The following is a 13,952-nucleotide window of genomic DNA, read 5'->3' on the forward strand; positions in this document are numbered from 1 at the left end:
GCGGTGCTCAGGCCTGCTCGACGCTCACCCGAGCGGTCGTGTCGTTCTCCTCGACCATCCCGCCCTGCGCGGGTTTGCGGCCGTGCTTCATCAGCAGGATGATCGCCACCCCGAAGACGCCGACGACGCCCGCCCACAGGTAGGACTGGGTGAACGCGGCGTCGCCGTAGATCACCGCGTGCGATTGGGGCAGCGTCATCCGCACGTGCCCGGCCATGATCGCGCCGGTCACCGTCACCGCGGCCGACGACGCCAGCATCGCGATCACGCCGGCGATGCAGTTGCCCGCGCCGCCGAGCCGCTCGGGCAGCGCGTCCTGCAGCAGGTTCGCGTTGGAGGAATGCAGGAATCCGACCGCGAACCCCGCAACGAAGCTGGTGATCGCGACCTGCCACTGCACGGTGAACATCCGCGAGCCGAGGAACATCACGACGAGGAAGCACAGGCTGGACGCGAGCAGCACCTGCCGCGCGCCGATCCGCTTCGACAGGTAGCCGCCGAGCGGGCCGACGACCATGCCCACCACGCCGAGCGGGAACGTCCACAGTGCCAGTTGCAACGCGGAAAGCCCAGCACCGTAAGTGTTTCCGGGGATGTGCGGGGTTTCGAACATGGTCGGGCTGAGGATGCCGTGCGCGTTCATCATGTACGACACCAGCCCGACGGCGACCACCGTCGGCAGGAATTTGCGGCCGACCAGCACCCGCAGGTCGATCAGCGGCTCCCGGGCCTTCAGCTCGCGCAGCACGAACGCGGCCAGCAGCAGCACTCCGATGCCGAACGCGCCGACCGTGGTCGTCGAACCCCAGCCCCACGTGCCGCCCTTGCCGACCGCGACGAGCAGAATGCCGAGGCTCGCACCGAGCAGAATGGCGCCGAGAATGTCGAACGACGATTTGACCCGCACCTTGCTTTCCGGCACCAGCCACGCGTGCAGCGGCAGCAGGACGCCGACGTAGATCGCCATGAACCAGAACACGCTGCGGAACCCGAAATTGTCGATCAGCCACCCGGCGAGAAACGGTCCGGCGACCGCGCCCATGCCGATTCCGGTGACCACCGAACCGAGCGCGACCGGCACGTAGGAGCGCGGGATGACGTCGCGGACGAGCGCGTAGGAAATGTTCACGATGCCGACCAGGCTGCCCTGCAGCAGGCGGCCGATCAGGAGCAGCGCGAACACGTCGGTGGTCGCGCACACGACGCTGCCGAGCAGGAAGATCGCGCCCATCACCAGGATGATCCGCTTCTTGCCGTAGCGGTCGGCGGCCTTGCCCGCGAGCGGCAAGACGACCGCGCCGGCGAGTGTCACCACCGAGGCTGCCTGCGCCACGTCGAGGGTCCGGAAATGCGCGGCCATCCCGGGCAGCGCCGGATACACCATGAGGATTTCGAACGTGGCTATTTCGGAGAGCAGAATGATCAGCGCGCAGACCGCGATGATCCGCCCGCGGGATACAGGTCCGTTCGCCGGATTCAGGTCGAGTGCCATGCCGGTCCCTTTCCAGAAGTGATCAGGGGAATCCCCGCCGGAATACGAGGTCCCGCGCTGATGAGGCCGGAATCGACGTGAGCGTAATCACGGCCTCCCGGCGGTCCCGGCGCGATCCCGCTCACCGGGAGTCTGCTCAGATGTGCGAACCGCCGTCGACGCGGATTTCCGTGCCGGTCAGGTAGCCGGCGTCGGCGGACGCGGCGAAGGCGATCGTCGCGGCGATCTGGTCCGGCTCCGCCGCGCCCAGCGGCGAGCGGATCCGGCTGTAGTAAGAGACGTCGAGACCGGCCAGGACGTCCGGCCCGACCAGCGGCGTCGCGACCGTGCCCGGCGACACGACGACCACCCGGACGCCGCGGCCGATCACCTCCGCCGCGAGGCTCAGCGAGAATCCCAGCACCGCGGCTTTACTGGCGGAATACGCCGTCATGTAAGGATTTCCGTGCGTGGCGGAACTGGAGGACACGTTCACGATGACGCCACCGTCGGGCAGGTGCGGCAACGCTTCCCGGCAGCACAAAGCCGTGCCGATCAGGTTCACGTCGTAGAGCCGCCGGAGGTCCGCGACGGTGAGCTCCGCGATCGGGGTGGTGCGGTGGATTCCGGCGACATTGACGACCACGTCAATACCGTCGAGTTCAGCCGCCGCGGCCCGGACCGCGGCGGAAACCGCGGTCTCGTCGGAAACATCCGCCTGATGCGGGAGGATCCGTTCGGTCTCCGGCAGCCCGGAATGGTCGACGTCGACGGAGAAGACTGTCGCGCCTTCGGCCGCGAGACGGAGCGCGGTGGCTCGGCCGATCCCCGAGCCGCCACCGGTGAGCAGGACTTTCGCGTTCTCGAATCGGTGCACCCGTCGCACGCTGCCACCGGTGCCGCTCGCGACGCGGCGGCGATCCCGCTCACCGGACTCGATCAGGCCTCGTAAGTAACCTTGACCTCGTCCGTCCGCGGCCGGGCCTGGCACGCCAGAATCAGCCCGTCCGCGAGGTCCCGCGCGTCGAGGACTTCGTTGTGCACCAGGTCCACCTCACCGCTCACCAGCACACAAGCGCAGGCACTGCAGGCACCCTCCCGGCACGAGAACGGCGCGTCCAACCCTGCTGCCAAGAGGACGTCGAGCAACGCGTTCTCCCGGGGCCAGCGCAACGTCCGCGTCTCACCGTCGAGTTCGACTTCCACCGTGCTCGCCGGGCCGGACTCGTCCACCTCCACCGAGGCGAACGGGTCGCCGGTGAGCGACGTGAACCGTTCCACGGCAACGCTTTCCACACTTAGTCCACTAAGGACTTCCGAGGCCAGCTCCATGAACGGACCAGGCCCGCACAGGAACGCCGCTCGCTCCCGATACGGCACGGTCAACGCCCGTAGCCCGGCCTCGGTCGGCATCCCCTGCACCGATTCCAGCCAGTGCAGCACGGTCAGCCGGTCCGGAAATTCCTTCGTCAGCCGCAGCAGCTCGTCCCGGAAGATCACCGACTGCTCGTCGCGGTTCGCGTAGACCAGGGCCACCCGGCCGGAACCGGCGCGCAGACAGGACTTCAGGATCGACATCACCGGCGTGATCCCGCTGCCAGCGGCGAGCAGCAGCACGTCGGTGTCGAGCGATCTCGGGGTGAACGTGCCCGACGGCCGCAGGACGTCCAGCACAGTCCCCTCGACCGCGTTGTCCACCAACCAATTCGACCCGTACCCGCCCGCCGTGCGCTTCACCGTAATTCTCGGCGGCTCCTCGGAGTGCGGTGAACTGCACAGCGAATAGCAGCGTGCGACACTGTCCTCTGTGGACGGAATACGCACAGTGAGGAATTGCCCGGGCAGATAGTCGAAACTGCCGTCGATCGGTTCCAGCACCAGCGAATGCGCGTCAGCGGTCTCGCGGACCACCTCGGTCACCCGCACGCGCATCGTGCTCATGCCGAGCGCGCGGCGTGCTGCGCCGCGAGATAGCCGAAGACGATCGACGGCCCGATTGTCGCGCCCGGGCCGGCGTATTCGTTGCCCATCACCGCTGCGGTCGTGTTTCCGGTGGCGTACAGGCCGTCGATCGCCGAGCCGTCGTCGCGCAGGACACGGCTGTTCTCGTCGCACACCAGGCCGCCCTTGGTGCCGAGGTCGCCGACCTCGATCCGGAACGCGTAATACGGCCCCTTCTCGATCACGTCGAGACACGGATTCGGCAAGGTCGGGTCGCCGTAATACCGGTCGTAGGCGGATTCGCCGCGACCGAAATCGCCGTCCGCTCCAGCACGGGCGAAACCGTTGAACTGCTTCACAGTTTCCGCCAGCGCGTCAGCCGGAACACCGATCTTCGCGGCAAGGCCGGCCAAGGTCTCGGACCGGTGCGCGATTCCCGCCGCGTAATACGGCTCCGGAATCGGCGCGCCCGGCAGGATCTGCGCGAACGGATACCGCGCGCGGGCCTTGGCGTCCATGACGAACCAGGCGGGTACGTGTCCGCCCTCGAGCTGGGCGTGCACGAAGGTGACATACGGCGCGGACTCGTTGGTGAACCGCCTGCCCTCGGCCGACACGATGACCGAACGCGGGATCGACCGCTCGGACACCAGCGGCACGACCGCGCCGGACGGGTGCCGCACCGACGGCATCCACCACGCGTCGTCCATCAGGTCCGTAGCCGCGCCGACGCCCAGCCCGGCCTCGATGCCGTCGCCGACGTTCTCCCGCGCGCCGCCGCTGTAGTCGTCCCAGGCAGCTTCCGGAAGATAGCGTTTCCGCAGGTCCGAGCTGTGCTCGAAACCGCCGGTCGCCAGCAGCACGCCACGGCGGGCGCGGATCCGCTTGTGCGCCCCGTCGTGCTCGGCGACGATCCCGGTCACCCGGCCGTCCTCGACCACCAGCTCGGTCATCGGCGACCGCAGCCACAGCGGGACCCCGGCGTCCTTCAACGCCATCCGCAACCGCGCGACCAGCGCACGGCCGCCGGTCGCCATGTGCCGGCGCCGCACCACATTGGACGACACCCGCCACGCCGCGATCACCGACGCCCACCGACCGCGCCAGGTGCGCTTGACCATCGCCAGATCGTGGTAATCCTTCGCGGTGACCCACAGGCCGAGCGGACCCTTCATCGTGTTCGGCCGCTGGTGCCGCTCGTCCTCGCCGAGGTTCCGGGTGTCGAACGGCTTCGCCTCGACGGACCGGCCCAGCGGGCGGCCGCCTTCCAGCTCCGGGTGGTAGTCGGCGTAGCCCTTCACCCAGAAGAACCGCAGCCATTCGCTGCGCTCCAGCAATTCCATCGCCGCCGGACCGTGGTCGACATACGCGTCGAGCCTCTTCGCCGGAACGCGTCCTTCGGTGAGCAGGTCGAGGTAACGGCGGATCGACGCCCGGCTGTCGTCGTGCCCGGCCGTGCGCAGCGTCGGGTTGTTCGGGATCCAGATGCCGCCGCCGGAAATCCCGGTGGAGCCGCCGTACATCGCGCCTTTCTCGACGACCAGCACGTCCAGCCCGGCCGCCGCGGCGGTCAGTGCCGCGGTCATCCCGCCGCCGCCCGACCCCACGACGACGAAGTCGTGCTCCGCGTCCCAGGCCATCATTCGCCGTCCTTCCGGAGCAGGAACGCGAGAACGGCGCTTTCCCACGCTTCTTTCTGCTCGATCATCGTCCAGTGGCCGCAATTCGGAAGAATGTGCAGTTCCGCGTGGGGAATCGTGCGCATCGGGATCAACGCCATGTCGAGCGGGCTGACCCGGTCGTCCCGGCCCCAGGTGATGAGCGTGCGGGCACGGATCTTGCGCAGCGTCGCCCACAGCGGGGTGACGTCGAAGGTCGCGGCCGCCTGCGCCCGCAGCACGCCTTTGCCGTACATTTTCTTGGCGCTGGCCAAGGAATCCGCCGCGGTCGCGAGTCGCCACCGCTCCTCGATCAGTTCCTCGGTGATCAGGCCGCGGTCGAAAACCATCGAATTCAGCCACTGCACGAGCCGTTCGCGCGTCGGGTCCTCGACGAATTCGGTCAGCAGGTTGATGCCCTCGCCCGGTGCCGGGCTGAAGATGTTCGTGCCCATCCCGCCGACGGTCACCAGCCTGCGGACGCGATCCGGATGCGCGATCGCGGTGCGGGTGGCGACGAACCCGCCCATCGAGTTGCCGACGAGGTCGGCGGCGGCGATGCCGAGCCCGTCGAGCAGGTCGAGCACCGCGCGTTCGGCGGCGGGCATCGGCGGTTCCGCGACCGGGTCGCTCACGCCGAATCCGGGGAATTCCAGGATCAGGCACCGGAAATGCGCGGCGAACGACGGCAGATTCGCCCGGAAGTTCTGCCATCCGGTGACGCCGGGGCCGGATCCGTGCAGCAGCACGACCGGCGGGCCGTCGCCTGCTTCGTGGTAGCGCAGCACGCCCCGGTCGGTGCGGAGTTCGCGCAGCGTCGCGTCGTGGCTCAGTTCCGGCATGGCTGACCTCTTGCTCGTGGGTGCGGGATGCCGCCGAAGCTAGCCAGCCGGCGCACGCGCGCGGGTCGCCAGTCCCGGTCACCGAGAGAGCTCCTCCCGGGCGATGTCGGCGGCTTTTACCGTCGAGCCCATGCAAGCCACCGAAGCACCGACCCCGTTGGAAATGCGCCGCGCGCTGAGCCGGTTCGCCAGCGGGGTCACCGTGGTGACCGGCGTCGACGGCGGCGAGGCGGTGGGATTCACCTGCCAGTCCTTTACGTCGGTGTCGCTGGAACCGCCGCTGGTGCTGTTCTGCGCCGACCGCGGCGGCCGGGCCTGGCCGCGCATCCGCGCCGCCGGGCGGTTCTGCGTCAACGTGCTGGCCGAACCGCAAGCCGATCTCTGCGCTCGCTTCGGATCCCGGCACGGCCTTCGCTTCGAGGGGCTGAATTGGGAGCTTTCCCGCTGGGACACACCGGAATTACCCGAGGTGCTGCTCCGCGTGCACGCCGAGATCGAGACTGTGCACCACGCGGGCGACCACGACGTCGTCCTCGGCCGGGTACTCGCACTCGACCCGGGCGCCGATGAGCGGCCGATGATTTTCTACCGCGGCGATTTCGGCGTCGAAGGCCGTCCGGACGAGGTGCCTGGCTACCTTTGGGGCTGGAGCGACCGCTGAGCCTCTTCCTCCAGCGCACGCACCATCGCCACCGCCGCCGGACCCGGCTGCTCCCCCGTCACCGCCCACAAGCTGCGCCGCAGGCCGCCGCACTCGTCGCGCACGGGGATCCACCGGACGTCGGCGGGCAGCGAGTCCGCCGCGAAACCGGGCACCAGCGAAATTCCCAGTCCCGCCGCGACCAGGCCTAACCGCGTCGGCCACGCGCGCACCGCGAACGCGATCATCGGCCCGGCGATCCCCGGCCACGTCCCGAATTCCGGCGAACCGCCCGCGCCGACGATCCAGTGCTGCTCGGCCAGTTCGTCCGGTTCGACCCAGCTGCGCCCGGCGAACGGATGCGCTTCCGCGACCGCCACCCCGTACCCGATTCCGCCGCGCAATTCGGTGCGGCGCAAGCTGTCGAAGTCGTATTCCGGCACATCGTCGCCGGTCACGACCACCGCGACCTCGAGCCGTCCGCGCCGCAGCGACTGCAGCTGCGCCGGGGTCGCGGACTCGGCGAGCTGCACCTCCACGCCCGGATGCGCGCGCATCAGCCGGGAAACCGCCCTCGGCAGCAAAACCGCCGACGCGGCGGGAAACGCGCCGACCGAGATCCGCCCGCCCAGCCGGTCCCGGAGCCCGGCCAGTTCTTTTCCGGCCGCGCTCACGCTTTCCAAAACCCGCCCGGCGTGCCGGATCAGCACCTCTCCCGCTGTCGTAGGACGGATTCCGCGGGCATGCCGTTCGAACAACGCGGTTCCAGTAGCGCGTTCGCTCGCCGCGATCTGCCGCGACACCGCCGATTGCGTGTAGCCGAGCCGGTGCGCGGCAGCACTGAACGACCCGGTGCGGGCCACCTCCACCACGACCCGGAGGCCCGTGAGCGTCAGATCAGCCATTCCGCCAACCATATCCGAAACGCGCTTTCCCGGACGTCCACAGTAGACGCCACCGCGGTCCCCTCCCCTTGGCCACGACGCAAAATACCGACCCGATCCGCGCGGGCCGCGATTTTCGCGCCCCGAAGGACACCGAGAGTGCCCCAATTACCCAGCCGCAGGTGCCGCCGAACGCCCGAATCGCGGTTGCGGCGAACAGTCGAACTCGCGGCGAACCGCTCCGCGCGCGAAACACCGGCGCGGCGACGGGCGATGTCATTGCGAGGAGTGGCGAAAAGAATCTCGAGCGTGACCGTCGGCCGACGGTCTACTGTGGAATGCCCGCACGCACCCGCTGTTCACCGGGTGGCCGTCGCCGCTTAACCGCTGACGGTAACTTTCCGGCCGCGCGCCCGCGATGTCCATTCTGACTGCGACGGCTTGTCACCGGACGGCCGTCCGAGCCGGACTGAGGTTGCGACACATGAAAAGCGCTCGAAGTCCACGTCGGACTCCCCGGTTTCAGCTGATCGGCGGCCCGGGAAACGCGACGAGGTGGCGGCTCCTCGGCACGAACAACGCCTCGCTGGGGCTGGGCACCGTCGACTACCGCAACGGAGAGGAATGCGTCGCGGCGATCCAGTGGCTGTGCGCGAACATCCCGCGCACCCGTATGGAACTGACCCACGACCACGGAATCGACTGGCGGTGGCTGCTGCGCGCGGGCAACGGCACGATCGCGTCGGCGAGCCACGCCTACGGCCGCCGGATCGAAGCGCAGCACGGATACGAACGCTTTGTCACCGCGATCGGGGAAGCGGCGGAATTCGCGGCGGAGGGCCGGATCACCGACTGGCGAACGAAGTACCGGCTGCCGGGCTGACCGCGTTCGTCGGGCATTAACTCCCGCGCCGTCGGGTGGGAACGCGACCAACCGGGCACTGTTTGCCGAACCCCGCGAGGTTTGATCTCGGCCACGGAATCCCGTGGTCGAGACCAGACAGAAAGAGTACAAACTGATGCGTGCTCGTACTGCCCGGTTCGTGGGCGTCTCCGCCGCGGTCGCCGCGGGTGCGGCCTTGATTTTCCCGGGTACCGCCAGCGCAATCCCCGGTCCCAACCAGCTCCAGGAGGTTGTGGCGGCGGTGGGCTCCGACACGATCGCGGACGTCACCACCGCGGTCTTCGCCGCCGCCAACAGTTCCGCGGCGAACACCGACCCCGACAACTACGTGAACGTCCCGCCGGTTCTCGCGGGCAACCAGTCGTTCGCCGTGCCCGGCGACATCTACGACGGCGGCACCACCTACAACGTCTCCAACCCGCCGCCCAACGGCTCCTCCGCGGGCAAGACCGCCCTGGCCAACGCCGCCGCGGCGGGCAGCGGATCGGTCGACCTCGCCCGCTCTTCGTCTCCGCGGTCGGCTTCCGACCCGTCGACCTTCCAGTACTATGCCTTCGCCAAGGACGGTGTCTCCTGGGCCGCCTCGTCGACCGGCGCCGGTGCGGGCGTCACCCTGACCCTGGACCAACTGCGCGGCATCTACAGCGGCACCATCACCAACTGGAACCAGGTCGGCGGCACCAACGCCGCCATCGCCGTCTACCTGCCCCAGGCCGGTTCCGGTACGCTTTCGTTCTTCACGAACACGGTGCTCGGCTTCGACCCGACCACGAAGCCGGTGACCATCAAGCGGTTCCAGGAGAACGAAGGCAACACCATCCAGGCCGGCGACCAGTCGACCGCGATCGCGCCCTACTCCGTGGCCCAGTGGGTCGCGCAGGGCAACGGCGTCGTGAGCGACAAGCGCGCCGGCTTCTTCGAGGGCACCCTGACCGGTGCCGGTTCGGACGGCGCCCCGGTTTCGGGCTCCGCGCCGAACTACGCCCCGGCCTTCGCCGACGGCTTCCTCGGCGCCCGTTTCGTGTACTACGTGCTGGACACCCGCTCGCCGTCGCATGACGCGGCACTCAACGCGGTCGGCTTCGACTCGGCCGGCCCGAGCCCGCTGTGCAACGGCAGCCTCGCCGCCACGCTGAGCCAGTACGGCTTCAAGCCGCTCGCCCCGGTGAACGGCGTCACCTGCACGCTTTCCTGACCCGCTGAACGACAGGACCGGCCCGGCCGGGGAACTTCCTCCCCGGCCGGGCCGGTTTCGTCGTCCGCCGAACACGACCACCGAAGGAGCGCACGTGAGACGACGCACTCGCACTGCCCCGATCTCCGCGACGGCCGCCATGGTCGCGGCCACCAGCCTTTTCTTCCCCGGTCTCGCCGACGCAGTGGTCGGCCCGGACGGCGTCCAGGAGATCGTCGCCGCCGTCGGAGCCGACACCACCTACGAGGTCACCGGCGCGATCTTCGCCGCAGCGAACTCTTCCGCGGCGAACACCGATCCAGACGCTTATGTCAACGTCCCGTCGGTCCTGACGGCCGGTCAGGCCTTCACCGTGCCCGGCGACGTCTACGATCCCGGCACCATCTACCGATCGGCAAACCCTCCGCCCAACGGCGCGATCGCGGGCGGCTATGCGCTGGCCGACGCCGCCGCGGCCCACAGCGGGTTGATCGACCTCGTCCGCTCCGACTCGCCGCGATCTTCTTCGGACCCGCCCACCTTCCAGTACTACGCCTTCGCCAAGGACGCAGTCTCGTGGGCTGCCTCGTCGACCGGCGCGGGCGCTGGCGTCACCCTGACCCTGGACCAGCTGCGCGGCATCTACAGCGGCGCCATCACCAACTGGAACCAGGTCGGCGGCGGCAATGCCCCCATCGTCGTCTACCTGCCCCAGATCGGCTCCGGCACGCTGACCTTCTTCACCGGCACAGTGCTCGGCTTCGACCCGACGACGAAACCCGTTGTGGTCAAGAGGTTCCAGGAAAACTACGCCGCTACCATTTCCGCCAGCGACCGGGCAACAGCGATCATGCCCCACTCCGTGGCACAGTGGGCCGCTCAAGGCAATGGCGTTGCCGACGACCAGCGCGCTGGCTTCTTCGAAGGCACTCTCCTCGGCGGCGGTTCAGACGCTTCCCCGGTCTCGGGCACCCCGCACAACTACGTGCCGACCTACTCCGACGCCTTCATCGGCGCTCACTCTGTCTCCTACGTGCTGGACACCCGCTCGCGGTCCTACGACGCCGCGCTCAACGCGGTCGGCTTCGACTCGGCCGGCCCGAGCCCGCTCTGCAACGGCAGCTACGCAGGCGTCCTGGCCCAGTACAGCTTCAAGCCGCTGCCGGCCAGATCCGACGGAGTCACGTGCACTCTCTCTTGACCGCATTGAGCCGGGGGCTGGCACCAACTCCGTGCCAGCCCCCGGTTGCGTCAGCTCAAGCCCAGGCAGGCAGCAACCGCCAGACCGCCGAAGCCGCCAGCACCGCCAACGCCAGCAGCGCCGGTGTCGTCAGCACATACGTCGACACCGAGCGCCAGCGCCGGTACAGCACGGTCGCCCCCACCGCCACCACCGCGAAACCGCCGAAGGCGAGCACCAACCGGGCCCAGCCGCTCGGGTCTCCAGTGCGACCGTCCTGGGCGTCCGCCCGGCCGTTCTGCGGCGTCGGCCGGAACGGCTTGCCGTCGAGAACCGCGGTCACCACTGTCGCGCTCGAAGCTGAACCTGGCCACCACGAACCGGACGTGACAAGCGTCAGCCGGTCGTTCTCCGTACGGCCGTAGTCGCGATCTTCGTCCAGGTCACGAGCCGCCGTGTCGGTCACGGTGTAGACCGATTTCCCTTGCGTCGTAGCGACCACCAGCTTGTCTCCCCGAGACAGCTCGCTGAGCCGCGAGAAGGGAGCACCGTATCCGGAATACCGGCCGACCACAGCGGAGTTCCCCGGCTGGCCGGGGCCCGAAGTGCCCGGCACATGGCCCGGCCCCGACATCGTGTCGCCCGGTTCCACACCCTCGAGCACCACCTGCTGTACCTCCAGCTTCGGGATCTCCAGCACCGCCGCCGGCGCACCGAACTCCGGCGGTTTCGTCACCGGCGCGGCGCCGAGCAACGTGCGGGCCGCGCCCTGCGCCTGAGCCATCCGTTCCTGCAGCACCGACAGCGCCGCCCGCTGGTCGTTGTTCGCCAGCATCGGCCCGAGTGCGTAGGCGACGATGCCGAAGCACAGCACCGTGGTGACCAGCCAGCCGACCACCCCGATAACCGTCCATTTAGGATTCAGGTGCGCCGGGGCACGGAGCGTCGCGGTCATGCGCGGCGTCGCAATGCGACGAGCCGCTCAGCGAGCCGATTCACCCACGAGGGCAACGGCCTCCCCGCGGTCAGGTAACCAGTCGTCGGCGGCAACAGCACCAACGCGACCAAAGCGAGCAACGGAATCAGCGCTCCCAGAACGCCTGCTCCCGGGAACAGCGGGATCTTCACCGCCGCGGCCAGGCTGCGAGCCTCTTGGACACTCGCCTGCGTCGGCGCCTTCATCGCCAGCGCAGCGGCTTCCGCCGCACCGGTGCCGTTCGAACCGGAACGGGGAAGCGGACCGCTCAAGGCACCGCTCGGGGGTGTCGAGCCCGCGGCGGCACCCGGGCCGCCAGTCGCTGCCGAGCCGGGATGCTGCGCTTCCTTCTGTTCATGGCAGGACGCCGCGGCTGTGCCAGTGCCGACCTTCGACACGGCGGCCTGGGCCGCGGAAAGCAGGTCCGGCGGCAGCGGAACGAGACCCGGTCCGAGGCTGCTCTGACCGCCGTTGGTCGCGGCTTTCAGGAAGGTCGTGAGCTGGGCTTGCTTGGCGGCTTCCGGCGCACACGAAGCGTCTACCAGCGGGTTCAGCGGTGCGGTAAGAGACTCGAGGTACGTCAGCGGGTACGCCTCCGGATCGTCGCTGGGGACGATCCGCACCGAGCCGTCCTTGGCCTCCTGAGTGTGCGCGGCCGCGGCCTGCAACGACTTCGGCGTCGGGGCGACGTAACCACCCTTGCCGTTGGGCAAGGCGACCGGGGCCCAGCCGTTCTCGGTCGCGGTGGCCAAGTCGGTGACGACCCAGTTCAGGCATCCCTTCCGGCATTCGTTGCCCGTCCCCAGCGTCGCGTTGCCGACCTGCTTGCGGACGTTGACCTGGCCGGTTTTCGCGTCGACGTTGTGCACCCCGCCGTCGCCGAGGTTGAGCGCGTTCAGATCAGTCACCACGCCGACTGGCCCGTCGCTTCCTGCCAGCTTCTGCTTGTCGAGATTCACAAAAGTCCCGTATCTCCACGCGGGCATCCCATTCAGCCTGCCGCTGAGCACCAGTGGGACAGTGCTTGTCCCGATTTCGCCGGTGACCCCGAAGAAATCGGTGTTGAACTGCCCGGCACGCGTGTTGGGCGAGACGAGAGGACTGTCGGCCCCGCTGATCGCAGCCAGCGCCGGATTGCGCCGCACCAGCGCTGATCCGTCGACGAAGATGCCGCCCCGGCCGGTTCTGTCGGGCGACAAACCACCCTTGCTCAGCAGGTTGGCGAGGTCGTCCCAGCCGAAGTTCAGATTGGCGGCCAGCCGAGAGTTCAGTGCGCCGCCGTCGTCTCCGCGATCCGTCGGCGCCCATCCGACGGCGGCGAGCACCGTGGCGTTGAGCGCCGTCGGAACGTAGCTGCGAGCACGGACTTGCTGCGCGGCCAGCGTTCCGCCAGAACCGGTGACCTGCACATCCGACTCGCCTTTGTCGAACGACGTCAGCCCGACGTCCTCGCTCTCGTTCACGATGTTGACCGGCTGCACCGCCTTCGTCGGCGCGCAGAGCATCTGGTTCCAGCCGACCGCGGTGCGTCCGAACCGCTCAGGCATGCTGCCGGTCAGAGTGCTGGCTCCGACGCCTCCGCACCCTTTGATCTTGAGGCCTGGAGCAGACGCGCGGAACGTGATCGAACTGTCGAACACAGTCTGTGCGGGAGCGGTCGCCGTCGCCGGGACGACGATCCGCAGCGTCATGGTGCACGGATGATTCTCGTCGCAGGAGAACGAATACTGTTTGTGGTCCGGGTTGTTCGGCCACTTCAGCGTGCCCGTCTTCTTGAGAGTCGTGAAATCCGGATCCAAGACGATGGTTCCGGGCGTGCGCGCCCCCCGCGGCACGTAAGTGTCGAACACGATGTCGTGCGTGGTCGCGCTCCGGCCGACGTCCTGGGGCGGCGGCTTGAACTCCGCGCCCGACAGCTCGTCGTTGAAGTTCTTGCAGTAGGCCGTGACGCGGGCCGGGACGGACGGATCGTGCACCCAGGACCCGGCCTTCACGAGCGAGTCGCGCAACGGCAGCGGGCACACCGAGTAGTTCGCTGTAGCCCCGGCGGGCAGTCCCGAGATCGTGATGCGCAGCGGGTCCCCGTCCTGCGCGTTCATCGGGTCGGCACCCGTCACCTGCACCTGATAGTTCAACGGACTCGGCTGCGTCTGCGCGGACGCGGCCGGCACGACGGCGACGCCCAGCACCGCGAGCACTCCGGCGGCGAGCACGTGCGCCACGCGTCTGAAGCGGTTCATGGGTTCAACTTCTCCAGCGTCGCGCGCGGCGTCAACAAACGG

The 13,952-nt window shown here is 68.8% G+C and carries 12 protein-coding genes; 4 read left to right on the plus strand and 8 right to left on the minus strand.

Going from position 1 to position 13,952, the window contains the following annotated elements; genetic code table 11:
• Positions 1-7: 7 nt before the first annotated feature.
• From ACFORO_RS01075 to ACFORO_RS01095, 5 genes are all read right to left on the minus strand, one after another.
• On the minus strand, positions 8-1,492 hold the full coding sequence (locus ACFORO_RS01075; protein ID WP_377873981.1) for an MFS transporter: 1,485 nt from the start codon (positions 1,490-1,492) through the stop codon (positions 8-10).
• A gap of 136 nt (positions 1,493-1,628) precedes the next feature.
• Positions 1,629-2,348 carry an SDR family NAD(P)-dependent oxidoreductase gene (locus ACFORO_RS01080; protein ID WP_377873982.1) on the minus strand — a complete coding sequence of 240 codons (720 nt, stop codon included), beginning with the start codon at positions 2,346-2,348 and terminating at the stop codon, positions 1,629-1,631.
• A gap of 62 nt (positions 2,349-2,410) precedes the next feature.
• Positions 2,411-3,412, minus strand: a complete 1,002-nt coding sequence (locus ACFORO_RS01085) for a 2Fe-2S iron-sulfur cluster-binding protein (RefSeq protein ID WP_377873983.1) — start codon at positions 3,410-3,412, stop codon at positions 2,411-2,413.
• Complete coding sequence (locus ACFORO_RS01090) at positions 3,409-5,052, minus strand: FAD-binding protein (RefSeq protein ID WP_377874016.1); 1,644 nt, start codon at positions 5,050-5,052, stop codon at positions 3,409-3,411. Before ACFORO_RS01090 ends, ACFORO_RS01085 begins: the two co-directional genes overlap by 4 nt.
• Positions 5,052-5,912 (minus strand): alpha/beta fold hydrolase, encoded by an 861-nt coding sequence (locus tag ACFORO_RS01095; protein WP_377873984.1) that lies wholly within the window; start codon positions 5,910-5,912, stop codon positions 5,052-5,054. The genes ACFORO_RS01090 and ACFORO_RS01095 overlap by 1 nt, the downstream gene beginning before the upstream one ends.
• Positions 5,913-6,042: 130 nt before the next feature.
• Between ACFORO_RS01095 and ACFORO_RS01100 the strand changes: the two genes are divergently transcribed.
• On the plus strand, positions 6,043-6,573 hold the full coding sequence (locus ACFORO_RS01100) for a flavin reductase family protein (RefSeq protein WP_377873985.1): 531 nt from the start codon (positions 6,043-6,045) through the stop codon (positions 6,571-6,573).
• On the opposite strand, the gene ACFORO_RS01105 is transcribed toward ACFORO_RS01100, so the two are convergent.
• Positions 6,546-7,457 carry a LysR family transcriptional regulator gene (locus tag ACFORO_RS01105; protein WP_354746266.1) on the minus strand — a complete coding sequence of 304 codons (912 nt, stop codon included), beginning with the start codon at positions 7,455-7,457 and terminating at the stop codon, positions 6,546-6,548. The two genes, ACFORO_RS01100 and ACFORO_RS01105, sit on opposite strands and share 28 nt — an antisense overlap.
• Before the next feature lie 463 nt (positions 7,458-7,920).
• On the opposite strand from ACFORO_RS01105, the gene ACFORO_RS01110 reads away from it, so the two are divergent.
• From ACFORO_RS01110 to ACFORO_RS01120, 3 genes are all read left to right on the plus strand, one after another.
• Complete coding sequence (locus tag ACFORO_RS01110) at positions 7,921-8,319, plus strand: DUF1508 domain-containing protein (RefSeq protein ID WP_354746264.1); 399 nt, start codon at positions 7,921-7,923, stop codon at positions 8,317-8,319.
• Positions 8,320-8,455: 136 nt separating this feature from the next.
• Entirely contained in the window at positions 8,456-9,535 is a 1,080-nt protein-coding gene (locus tag ACFORO_RS01115) for a substrate-binding domain-containing protein (RefSeq protein WP_377873986.1), read from the plus strand.
• A 94-nt stretch (positions 9,536-9,629) separates the two neighbouring features.
• A complete protein-coding gene (locus ACFORO_RS01120; protein ID WP_377873987.1) occupies positions 9,630-10,715 on the plus strand; it encodes a substrate-binding domain-containing protein in 1,086 nt (361 codons plus the stop codon).
• 55 nt (positions 10,716-10,770) lie between these two features.
• Here the strand turns inward: ACFORO_RS01120 and ACFORO_RS01125 are convergent, their stop codons facing one another.
• Both ACFORO_RS01125 and ACFORO_RS01130 read right to left on the minus strand, forming a co-directional pair.
• The gene (locus ACFORO_RS01125) at positions 10,771-11,649 is read right to left on the minus strand and encodes a sortase (RefSeq protein WP_377873988.1); all 879 of its coding nucleotides are present in this window, start codon (positions 11,647-11,649) and stop codon (positions 10,771-10,773) included.
• Positions 11,646-13,910 (minus strand): hypothetical protein, encoded by a 2,265-nt coding sequence (locus tag ACFORO_RS01130; RefSeq protein ID WP_377873989.1) that lies wholly within the window; start codon positions 13,908-13,910, stop codon positions 11,646-11,648. The genes ACFORO_RS01125 and ACFORO_RS01130 overlap by 4 nt, the downstream gene beginning before the upstream one ends.
• Positions 13,911-13,952 lie beyond the last annotated feature (42 nt).

Source organism: Amycolatopsis halotolerans (genome assembly GCF_042647905.1).
Taxonomy (GTDB): Bacteria; Actinomycetota; Actinomycetes; order Mycobacteriales; family Pseudonocardiaceae; genus Amycolatopsis; species Amycolatopsis halotolerans.